This is a genomic window from Paenisporosarcina sp. P4_E4_2, from assembly GCF_056401595.1.
Window position 1 is genome coordinate 17302 of sequence record NZ_JBFUJC010000006.1, and the last position, 11751, is coordinate 29052.

Below are 11751 nucleotides of genomic sequence, written 5' to 3' on the forward strand. Positions count from 1 at the left end.
CAATCAAGTTGAGAATATATACACGAACTGGAGACAAAGGACAAACAAGTTTAATTGGGGCACGCGCAGATAAAGATGATCCACGAGTTGAAACTTATGGAACAATTGATGAAGTGAATTCGTTTATTGGCAAAGCAATGACAGAACTAGATCCAACCATTTTCACGGACTTGCTTACAGACTTAGAAGCAATTCAAAATGAATTATTCGATTGTGGCGGAGATTTAGCAAACGTCAAGCCAAATCGGACATATAAAATGACAGAAGAGCCAGTAGAAGTATTAGAGAAACGAATTGATGAACTAATGGAAGAACCGCCAATGCTCGAACGATTTATTTTACCAGGAGGATCACCAGCTGCCGCAACTCTGCATATCGCGAGAACTGTAACACGTCGTGCTGAAAGACAAATGGTGACCTTGATGAAAGTAGAAGAAGACATACCTACTGTAGTGCAACGTTATTTGAATCGCTTGTCAGACTATTTATTTGCTGCTTCACGAGTAGCCAACTCGCGGGTCAACGTACCAGACAACGAATACGTGCGTTCTGCAAAAGTTTTTAGAAATGGTGGACGAGCGAAAAAAGTGGAGGAATAATCGATGAATGTTCGTTTAATAACAGTAACCGCTTTGATTGCAACTTTATGTGCGATTGGTGCGCTCTTCAAATTACCTGTGGGAATCGGTTCGGCAGCTTTAGACGCAGTGCCTGCTTTAGTTTCCATTGCAATTTTACCACCTGTATTTTCAGGAATAGCGGCATCGGTCGGTCATTTAGTGTCTGCTTTATCAATAGGAATGCCATTAGGACCATTTCATGCATTAATTGCAGTAGAAATGTTTGGGATACTGTGGATTTTTGCAGTACTTCATCAAAAAGGATGGGTTAGATGGAAATGGCTTTTTTTCATTTTAGCTAATAGCGTAATTGCTCCGCTACCATTTTACTTTTTGATTAGTCCTGCTTTTTTCTATGGAGCTGTGCCATCATTATTACTTGCTTCATGTTTAAATGCAGTCATTGCATTTTTATTAGAACCAGTAATGAAGCGACTATTTCAGAGAGTCGTTGTTAAATGAGAAATGCGCTGAAATTGGCTAACGGATTTGTCGTTACAACTGATAACTCTGGAGGTATAGGTGAAAAACAAGCCGATCTTGTATTTGCACCAAATGATGTCGTCAGTTATTTTGCAGCTCGTGTAGCATTACTCGAACAGTGGGCTGCAAATGCCCAAGTAGAATCTGTAATTATCCACAACTTTTCAGGTGAAGCTGCATGGCAAGGTTATGTTCAAGGTGTTAATCGAATCCTGAAAGACTTAGATTTAGAGCATATTTTAGTAACAGGCAGTAGTGAAACCAATATGGACCTTTTACAATCCGCTATGTCAGTTACAATGATTGGTCATTGCAGAGAAGTTTTTAAGAGTGATGTTACTTGGTTTATTTATGGTCAACCCTTTGTGGGTAATGAAGTGCTTGAGAATTCTAAAGTCATAGCTGACTTGAAAAAAGTGAAGTTAGCAATAGATGGTGGCTTTGTGACATCTATCTGGCCAGTCGGATCAAAAGGGATTCAGGAAGAGGTCAGGATTCTGTTTGCCAATGATAAACTATTTGTTCATTCGGATGTTGATGTCGAAAAGTCAGCTGGACCTTGTACTGTCGTTTTAGTTGGTGTCAAACAAGAATCAATCGAGCGAGCATCAATTCATTTTGGTAATGAATTGAGAGAATTAACGATAAAGCATTAATCCTTCAGACACAACTGAAGGATTTTTTTCTTTCCAGTTTTTCGCAAGAGAAAGCTAAGAAATAGCTACTTAGTATGTTCTGCTAATGAATGGTGACACCTCATTTTTAGATTTGGAGGATATTCATTTCACTGAAAACTTCTAATATTTCCTATTGACTGAATGCTCATTCAGTTTTAAACTGTAACTTAACATCGACAATAATCCATCAATCTACTAAACTATGTCATTAGAAAGATTAACTATTGTTTAACAAAGGGAAGGGGAGAGAGCGATGAACCCGTTATTAATTGCAAACTGGTTTTTATTCTTAGTTGTAACCGCTTACGCAGTTGGTCTTTTTACTTATTTGCTGAAGACACGCTATGAATACATCAAACTCGGCAAGAAAGAGGAGTTTGAAGATAACTTCAAAGAGCGTATGCGAAAAATCATGGTCAATGTATTTGGTCAAAAGAAATTATTGAAGGATAAGAAAAGCGGAATCATCCATGTGATGTTCTTCTACGGATTTCTTCTTGTACAATTTGGGGCAATCGATTTCATCTGGAAAGGCTTGAAGCCTGGGTCACATCTGCCTTTAGGGCCATTGTATCCTGCATTCACATTCTTCCAGGAAGTCGTCACACTGATGATTCTTGTTGCGGTCGTGTGGGCATTCTACCGTCGCTACATAGAAAAATTGGTGCGTTTGAAACGTGGATGGAAATCAGGACTAGTTCTTATATTCATCGGCGGTTTGATGGTTTCCGTATTAGTCGGAAACGGCATGGGTATGATCTGGCATGATCACGCAGCGACATGGGCGGAGCCAGTTGCATCTTCTATCGCAACGATTTTTGGATTCCTGCCTGAAACAGCAGCCATTACGATTTTCTATATCATGTGGTGGGTTCATTTGCTATTCCTGCTTACATTCTTAGTGTACGTGCCTCAATCGAAGCATTTCCACTTGATTACAGGACCTGCAAATACGTACTTCAACCGTACGGATAACGTCGGAAAACTWCGTCCAATTAATTTTGAAGAAGCTGAAGATGAAGAATCGGAAGAAGAAGCGTCATTCGGTGTTGGTAAAATTCAAGATTTATCACAAAAGCAATTGATCGACTTATATGCTTGTGTAGAATGTGGACGTTGTACGAATATGTGTCCAGCTACAGGAACAGGCAAAATGCTGTCACCGATGGACTTAATTACAAAACTACGTAACCATTTAACAAATACAGGTGCTGTATTGACGCAACAAAAACCATGGGTTCCTGCAATGGCCTTCGCCAATACGCAAGGAAATCAATTGGCAGTGGCAGCTCGTGTGGATGGAGCAGTCATCGAAGATATTTATAACCCAGCATTAATCGGGGACGTTATTACAGAAGAAGAGCTTTGGGCGTGTACTACTTGTCGTAACTGTGAAGACCAATGTCCAGTAATGATCGAACACGTATCCCACATCATCGACCTTCGCCGTTACTTAGTCATGACAGAAGGACGTATGGACGGAGATGCTCAACGTGCGATGACAAACATCGAACGCCAAGGAAATCCTTGGGGGCTTAACCGTAAAGAAAAAGAAAACTGGCGTGACGCACGTCCAGACGTGCACATTCCAACAGTGAAAGAAGTTTCTAAAGCTGGTGAAGAATTTGAATACTTGTTCTGGGTGGGCTCGATGGGTTCATTTGACAACCGTTCACAAAAAATCGCCTTGGCCTTCGCTCGTTTAATGAACGAAGCAGGCGTGAAATTCGCTATTCTAGGAAACAAAGAAAAGAACTCTGGCGATACACCACGTCGTTTAGGAAATGAATTCCTATTCCAGGAACTTGCCGGATCAAATATTTCCGAGTTCGAAAAAGCAGGCGTAACGAAGATTGTCACAATCGATCCGCATGCATACAATATCTTTAAAAACGAATACCCAGACTTCGGATGGAATGGAGAAGTCCTTCACCATACCGAAATGCTGTTTGACCTTGTACAACAAGGTCGCTTGAAACCGCAGCATACAATCAATGAAACCATCACGTTCCATGATTCATGTTACTTAGGACGTTACAACGACGTATACGATCCACCACGTGAAATCCTGCGAGCAATCCCAGGCGTCAAACTTGTGGAAATGGAACGTAACCGCGAAACAGGCATGTGCTGTGGAGCTGGAGGCGGCATGATGTGGATGGAAGAACATGTAGGGAACCGTGTGAACGTAGCACGTACAGAGCAAGCACTTGCCGTCAACCCAACCATGATTTCATCCGGATGTCCTTACTGCTTAACAATGCTATCCGATGGAACGAAAGCTAAAGAAGTAGAAGAAACAGTAGGCACATACGACATCGCAGAATTACTAGAACGTTCTGTACTCGGAGACTACATGCCTCCAGTAGAAGTGGAAGAAGAAGAACCAATCCTTCAATAGATTGATAAATTAGTAAATATTCGATACAATAAAATCAAATCAAAGAGGGAGTCGTAGCACTCCCTTTTCGTTTGAAGTAAAGTCGAGCGAGCGTTCAGTCAATAAATAATCCACCCAAAGTGGATTATTTATTTGCGACGAAGCTAGCGTAGCGATGCAGGAGCAAATGGTTTACAGCGACGAGTAACCGCAGGAGCAAATAGTTTCTGCGACGAGTAACCGCAGGAGCAAATGGTTACTGCGACAATACCAGAAAAAGCCGAATGGATAGAAACCGATCGCGAACGGTCATAAACACTCCGTGAGTGATCAAAAAGTCATCACGAGTGGACGAAAACACTCAACGAATGGACAGAAACTCATCACGAGTGGACGAAACCAAAAATAACCAACAGATCCACATAATAAATTGTCGCAATTCTTTAAAAAAACAAAACTGTAAGCGTATACATTCAAAGGGGGCAACAATCATGACAAAAACAGTTATTTTAGATGGCGCACGTACAGCATTCGGGAAAATGGGAGGTGCACTCTCTTCACTTACTGCAAGCGATTTAGGTGGAGTAGCCATCAAAGAAGCATTGAACCGTGCAGGCGTTGCACCAGAATCAGTGGATGAAGTCATCATGGGTACGGTTTTGCAAGCTGGGCAAGGGCAAATTCCTTCTCGTCAGGCAGCTACAAAAGCAGGCCTTCCTTGGAGCGTTAAAACAGAAACAATCAACAAAGTGTGTGCATCAGGTATGCGCGCAGTAACGTTAGCAGATCAATTAATCCGTTTAGGTGAAGAAGAAACAATCGTTGCAGGCGGCATGGAATCCATGTCAAACGCTCCGTATTATTTGCCTAAAGGTCGATTCGGGTTACGTATGGGCGATGCACAAATGATAGACGGCATGATTTATGACGGACTTTCATGTTCATTCAACCCGAAACGTGTACACATGGGCACCTACGGCAATACAACAGCTGAGCAATTCGCGTTGTCTCGCGAAGCGCAAGATGCATGGTCATTCCGCAGTCATGATTTAGCGTTGAAAGCAATCGACAACGGAACATTCGCTGAAGAAATTACGCCAGTGGAAGTTCCACAACGTAAAGGTGACACATTGAAAATTGAACAAGACGAAGCACCCCGTCGTGATACATCAGTCGAATCTTTATCAAAATTAAGACCGGTATTTGGCAAAGAGGGTAGCATCACAGCAGGTAACGCACCTGGTGTAAATGATGGAGCTGCGGCACTTGTGTTGATGAGCGAAGATAAAGCGAAGGCAGAAGGCAAGACACCTCTTGCTTATGTCATCGGTCACGCGGAAGTTGCAATTGAGCCAGAAAACTTCCCACAAACACCGGGTCTTGTTATCAATGCAATCTTAGAAAAAACAGGCAAAACATTAGAAGACATCGACTTGTTCGAAATCAACGAAGCATTTGCAGCAGTAGCTTTGGCATCTGCACAAATCGCGAACCTGGATGAAACGAAAGTCAATGTAAATGGTGGAGCAGTAGCACTTGGACACCCAATCGGAGCGAGTGGAGCTCGTATTATCTTAACTTTGGCTTACGAGTTGAAACGCCGCGGTGGCGGAATCGGAATCGCAGCTATCTGTTCTGGTGGCGGTCAAGGCGATGCCATCATGATTGAAGTGCCTAAAGCTTAATTTAAACAGTGTGAACGTATAGAGGAGGACAACAAGATGACAATTCAAAAAGTACTCGTAATCGGAGCAGGTCAAATGGGGTCAGGAATTGCACAAGTGTGTGCACAAGCTGGCTTCGACGTAAAACTGAATGACATGAAAGAAGAATTTTTCCAACGCGGTCTTATGACAATCACGAAAAACTTATCACGCAATGTTGAAAAAGGACGCATGACAGAAGGTGAGAAGGAGCAAGTACTTTCTCGCATCACAAAGTCACTAGACTTAAACGATGCATCGGACGTTGACTTAGTGATTGAAGCGGCAGTCGAAAACATGGAAATCAAACAAAAGATTTTCAAACAACTTGATGAAATTACACCGAAGCATACAATTTTGGCTTCAAATACATCATCTCTACCAATCACGGAAATCGCTGCAGCGACAAACCGTCCGGCACAAGTAATCGGCATGCACTTCATGAATCCGGTACCAGTTATGAAACTGGTTGAAATCATTCGTGGACTTGCAACTACGGACGAAGTTTACACAAGCATCGAAGAAATGACGAAAAAACTTAATAAAGTGCCTGTTGAAGTAAACGACTTCCCAGGATTCGTTTCTAACCGCATTCTTATGCCAATGATCAACGAAGCGATTTATACATTGTACGAAGGTGTGGCTACGAAAGAAGCCATTGACGATGTCATGAAACTTGGAATGAATCATCCAATGGGACCTCTGCAATTAGCTGATTTCATTGGTCTGGATACTTGTTTGTACATTATGGAAATCCTGCATGACGGCTTCGGCGACAGCAAATATCGTCCGTGTCCATTGCTTCGAAAATATGTAAAAGCTGGCTGGTTAGGTAAGAAAACAGGTCGCGGTTTTTACGAGTACGAATAGGGGGTTTCATCAATGGAATTGAAATTTACAGAAGAACAATTAATGATGCGCAATATGGTACGTGACTTTGCAAAAACGGAAATTGAACCATTCATTGAAAGAATGGAACAAGGTGAATTTCCACGTGAAGTTTTAAATAAAATGGCGGAGTTAGGCTTGATGGGAATCACCATTCCAGAGCAGTACGGTGGATCTGAAATGGACTTCACAAGCTACATAATTGCGATTCATGAATTATCAAAAGTGAGTGCTGTAGTTGGCGTTATCTTATCAGTACATACATCTGTTGGGACGAATCCGATTTTGTATTTCGGAAACGAAGAGCAAAAACAAAAGTATATTCCGAAATTAGCGGCTGGAGAATATTTAGGAGCATTTTGCTTAACTGAACCATCAGCAGGATCAGACGTAGGCTCTATGAAAACAAAAGCAGTTAAAGACGGGGAACATTATAAAATTAACGGTTCAAAAGTTTTCATCACAAACGGTGGAGAAGCTGACGTTTATATTGTGTTTGCTTCAACGGATGCGACGCAAGGTTCGAGAGGGATATCTGCTTTCATCGTCGATAAAGACACACCGGGCTTGATTATCGGTAAAGATGAACACAAAATGGGCTTGCACGGTTCACGTACAGTTCAGCTAACATTTGAAGATATGAGAGTTCCGGTTGAAAACTTATTAGGTCAAGAAGGCGAAGGCTTTAAAATTGCCTTGGCAAACTTGGATGTTGGTCGAATCGGAATTGCAGCACAGGCTTTAGGAATTGCGGAAGCAGCATACGAGGCTGCAGTTGGATATGCAAAAGAGCGCGTTCAATTTGGTAAACCGATTGCAGCACAACAAGGTGTAGGCTTTAAAATCGCGGACATGGCTACAGCTGTCGAAGCATCTAAATTATTGGTTTATCGCGCGGCAGATTTACGTTCACGCGGCATAAATTGTGGAAAAGAAGCGTCAATGGCAAAACTATTCGCTTCTAAAACCGCAGTGGAAACATCCATCGAAGCAGTTCAAGTATTTGGTGGTTATGGCTACACAGAAGACTATCCAGTAGAACGCTATTTCCGTGACGCGAAAGTTACCGAAATTTACGAAGGCACATCTGAAATCCAGCGACTAGTAATCGGGAAACACTTACTGAAATAAAAGTCTGTTTTAGATTCGAGTCGCTGCAGGTGAACGCTTTCCTGGGGGCAAGCATCAAGCCGCTTCCTTCGCTATGCTCAATCCAGGGTCTTAATTGGCTTGCTGATCCCCTGGGAGTCGCCACCTTCCGCTCGCTAAATTTAATAATGATAAGAAACAAGTGTTTTATTATTAGTCCAAGTGGTGTGGAAATTCACGACACTCCCYCAGAATAACTCCCCCTAAGAGACCCCGCAGATTGGTGAAGTAAGAACCAATCGAGGAGGCTCGTGGGTAGTCGGCGGAAAGGGAGTGATTTTCTTCACCATGATATGTAATTTACATTTAATAAACTAAAAAATATAGGGTGGGCTTAATATGAACTTCAAACTAACAGAAGAACATGAAATGATTCGTAAAATGGTGCGTGACTTCGCGACGAAAGAAGTAGCACCAACTGCTGCAGAGCGTGATGAAGAAGAACGCTTTGACCGTGAGATTTTCGACAAAATGGCTGAGCTAGGATTAACAGGGATCCCTTGGCCTGAAGAGTACGGCGGAATCGGTTCGGATTACTTGGCTTACTGTATCGCAGTAGAAGAACTTTCACGCGTTTGTGCATCAACGGGTGTAACACTTTCAGCTCATACATCTTTAGCTGGATGGCCGATTTTCAAATACGGAAACGAAGAACAAAAACAAAAATACCTTCGTCCAATGGCTGAAGGAACAAAAATTGGCGGCTACGGTTTAACAGAAGCTGGTTCAGGTTCTGATGCTGGCGGCATGAAAACAACAGCTAAACTCGATGGCGATCACTATGTGTTGAATGGTTCAAAAATATTCATTACAAACGGTGGAATTGCTGACATTTATGTAGTATTTGCAGTAACGGATCCAACTTCAAAACATAAAGGTACAAGTGCATTCATCGTTGAAGCTGATTTCGAAGGCTTCTCAGTTGGGAAGAAAGAAAAGAAACTCGGCATCCGTTCATCACCAACAACGGAAATCATTTTCGACAACTGCCGCATCCCGAAAGAAAACTTGCTAGGTGAAGAAGGCGAAGGATTCATCATCGCAATGAAGACGCTTGATGGAGGACGTAACGGCATTGCAGCACAAGCTGTTGGTATCGCTCAAGGTGCACTCGACGCTTCAGTAGAATATGCGAAAGAACGCGTTCAATTCGGTAAATCAATCGCTGCGAACCAAGGGGTGTCTTTCAAATTGGCTGACATGGCAACATCAATCGAAGCTTCACGTTTATTGACGTACCAAGCAGCTTGGTTGGAATCAAACGGTCATTCGTACGGGAAAGAATCAGCGATGGCGAAATTAATGGCAGGGGATACAGCGATGAAAGTAACAGTGGAAGCTGTTCAAGTATTCGGTGGTTACGGATATACGAAAGACTATCCAGTGGAACGTTACATGCGCGACGCGAAAATCACACAAATCTACGAGGGAACACAAGAGATTCAACGTCTTGTTATTTCTCGTATGTTGACGAAGTAAGTCGTGACGCAAATGAAGCCCAAGCGCGAAGTCCAGTCGTCTGTGAAAGATGAAAGCCTAATTTCTAAACGCCGGAATCAAATGATTCAGGGGGCTGTCGCGCTCTTTAAACAAAAGGGCTTTCATCGGACCACGACTCGTGAAATCGCAAAGGAAGCAGGATTCAGCATCGGCACACTTTATGAATACATCCGTACGAAAGAAGACGTATTGTATTTAGTGTGTGACAGCATTTACGAAAAAGTGCAGGAACGTCTTACAGCTCTTCCAACGCAAGCTGGTACACTGGATGGCTTGAAAACAGCCATCCGTCACTATTACTTGCTTATTGATGAAATGCAGGATGAATTCATGGTTATGTACCAGGAATCAAAATCCCTGCCAAAAGATGCACTGCAATATGTATTGAAAAAAGAACTCGAGATGGTAGCAATTTTTGAAGACATTCTTCATGCTTGCCGCAAATCGGGTGAAATTCAACTGTCTCAAGATGCCGTAAAATTGGCAGCACACCATATCGTTGTTCAAGGACAGATGTGGTCGTTTAGACGTTGGGGACTCCACCGTGATCTGACCATCGAACAGTTCATTGATCAGCAAACAACATTTTTCTTACAAGGGATACAAGGGAATGGGGGAACAGCATGACAGCAACAGTGGAAATTTATCGTCCAAAAAACCACGTACGTTTCGTGACGGCTTCAAGTCTATTTGATGGGCATGATGCGTCAATCAACATTATGCGTCGCATCCTACAATCAACAGGTGCTGAAGTCATTCATTTAGGGCACAACCGCTCAGTGGAAGAAGTTGTGAACGCGGCAATTCAAGAAGATGCGCACGGTATTGCGATTTCATCTTATCAAGGTGGACACGTTGAATACTTTAAATACATGTACGATTTACTTGCTGAAAGAGGAGCTCCACATATCCGCATTTACGGCGGTGGTGGTGGTGTAATTATTCCAAAAGAAATCAAGGAACTTCATGATTACGGCATCGCGTGGATTTTCTCACCAGAAGACGGCCGTACACTAGGTCTTCAAGGTATGATCAATCGCATGGTAGAAGACTGTGATAAAGCTGTTGAAGCAAATAACGCTGTAGAGCAATTGGCTCAAGTTGATACGGACCATCCTGAAGTGTTGGCACATTTAATCAGTGTGGCTGAAGATGGCGCAAACAATGAAAATGCCGAAGCAAAAGCATTAGTAGAAAAAGCGCGCGGACTTTCTAAAGGAACGCCAGTACTCGGGATCACAGGTACAGGCGGAGCTGGTAAGTCTTCTTTGACAGATGAATTGATTCGTCGTTTCTTATCGGAATTACCGGATAAAAAAATTGCGGTGCTATCAATAGATCCGACAAAACAAAAAACAGGTGGGGCATTGCTTGGCGACCGTATTCGTATGAATGCAATTTTCAACAAACGTGTCTTCATGCGCAGTTTGGCAACACGTGGTTCTCGTACTGAATTATCAGGTGCTATTGGCGACGTACTGGATGTTGTCAGAGTGGCTGGCTACGATTTAATCATCGTGGAAACGAGTGGAATCGGGCAAGGGGATGCAGAAATCACAAACGTAGCAGACGTTTCTATGTACGTCATGACTAGTGAATTCGGAGCTCCTTCTCAACTTGAAAAAATCGATATGATTGATTACGCTGACTTGATTGTCATCAATAAATACGAGCGCAAAGGTTCTGAAGACGCGCTTCGCCAAGTGCAAAAACAATACCAACGCAGCCGCGGCTTATGGGATGCTAGTATTGATACAATGCCTGTTTACGGCACGATTGCTAGTCAATTCAACGATAAAGGCACTAACTCATTATTCGCAGCTTTAGTGTCACGCGTAAATGAAGTATGCGGAACGAACTGGGAAACTTCGTATGAGCAATTTGTGAAAACGCAAAAGCAAAACGTTATTATTCCGAATGACCGTCGTTACTACTTGCGCGAAATCACGGATGCGGTACGTGGCTACCACAAAAAGTCCAATCAACAAGTGGAATTTGCACGTCGTTTATTCCAATTAGAAGGCGCGATTGAAGCGGTTAACGAAAAAGCACCGAACGATGCATTAGTCGAGTCATTGACTTCTCTTGCACAAGGTGTTCGCGACGAATTGACTGCGGAATCAAAACGCATTTTAGACAACTGGAAAGCGCTCAAAGAAGCTTATGCCGGCGACGAGTTCATCACTCAAGTACGCGATAAAGAAATCCGTACGATCTTACGTACAGAAAGCCTTAGCGGTCTGAAAATTCCGAAAGTCGTATTGCCGAAGTTCGTGGATTACGGTGAAATTTTACGCTGGGTTTATAAAGAAAACGTACCAGGTTCATTCCCATATACAGCGGGCGTATTC

The 11751-nt window shown here is 42.7% G+C and carries 10 protein-coding genes; all 10 read left to right on the forward strand.

All coding sequences use genetic code 11. From position 1 onward, the window contains the following. Nucleotides 1–8 precede the first annotated feature (8 nt). Nucleotides 9–599 (forward strand): cob(I)yrinic acid a,c-diamide adenosyltransferase, encoded by a 591-nt coding sequence (locus AC1DSB_RS02045; RefSeq protein WP_016428296.1) that lies wholly within the window; start codon nucleotides 9–11, stop codon nucleotides 597–599. A 3-nt stretch (nucleotides 600–602) separates the two neighbouring features. Then, nucleotides 603–1082: an ECF transporter S component gene (locus tag AC1DSB_RS02050; RefSeq protein ID WP_016428295.1), complete on the forward strand. Its 480-nt coding sequence runs from the start codon at nucleotides 603–605 to the stop codon at nucleotides 1080–1082. Beyond that, nucleotides 1079–1759 carry a hypothetical protein gene (locus AC1DSB_RS02055; protein WP_477530862.1) on the forward strand — a complete coding sequence of 227 codons (681 nt, stop codon included), beginning with the start codon at nucleotides 1079–1081 and terminating at the stop codon, nucleotides 1757–1759. Before AC1DSB_RS02050 ends, AC1DSB_RS02055 begins: the two co-directional genes overlap by 4 nt. A gap of 274 nt (nucleotides 1760–2033) precedes the next feature. After that, nucleotides 2034–4181, forward strand: a complete 2148-nt coding sequence (locus AC1DSB_RS02060; RefSeq protein WP_016428293.1) for a (Fe-S)-binding protein — start codon at nucleotides 2034–2036, stop codon at nucleotides 4179–4181. 470 nt (nucleotides 4182–4651) lie between these two features. Continuing rightward, on the forward strand, nucleotides 4652–5845 hold the full coding sequence (locus AC1DSB_RS02065) for an acetyl-CoA C-acetyltransferase (RefSeq protein ID WP_016428292.1): 1194 nt from the start codon (nucleotides 4652–4654) through the stop codon (nucleotides 5843–5845). Nucleotides 5846–5881: 36 nt separating this feature from the next. Further along, nucleotides 5882–6733, forward strand: a complete 852-nt coding sequence (locus AC1DSB_RS02070) for a 3-hydroxybutyryl-CoA dehydrogenase (RefSeq protein WP_016428291.1) — start codon at nucleotides 5882–5884, stop codon at nucleotides 6731–6733. Between the two features lie 12 nt (nucleotides 6734–6745). Next, the gene (locus AC1DSB_RS02075; protein ID WP_016428290.1) at nucleotides 6746–7882 is read left to right on the forward strand and encodes an acyl-CoA dehydrogenase; all 1137 of its coding nucleotides are present in this window, start codon (nucleotides 6746–6748) and stop codon (nucleotides 7880–7882) included. Between the two features lie 357 nt (nucleotides 7883–8239). Then, entirely contained in the window at nucleotides 8240–9379 is a 1140-nt protein-coding gene (locus AC1DSB_RS02080; protein ID WP_016428289.1) for an acyl-CoA dehydrogenase, read from the forward strand. A 12-nt stretch (nucleotides 9380–9391) separates the two neighbouring features. After that, nucleotides 9392–10027 carry a TetR/AcrR family transcriptional regulator gene (locus AC1DSB_RS02085; protein WP_036659863.1) on the forward strand — a complete coding sequence of 212 codons (636 nt, stop codon included), beginning with the start codon at nucleotides 9392–9394 and terminating at the stop codon, nucleotides 10025–10027. Further along, nucleotides 10024–11751, forward strand: a 1728-nt coding sequence (locus tag AC1DSB_RS02090) for a cobalamin-dependent protein (protein ID WP_477585630.1), incomplete at its 3' end; no start/stop codon positions are given. The genes AC1DSB_RS02085 and AC1DSB_RS02090, both read left to right, overlap by 4 nt.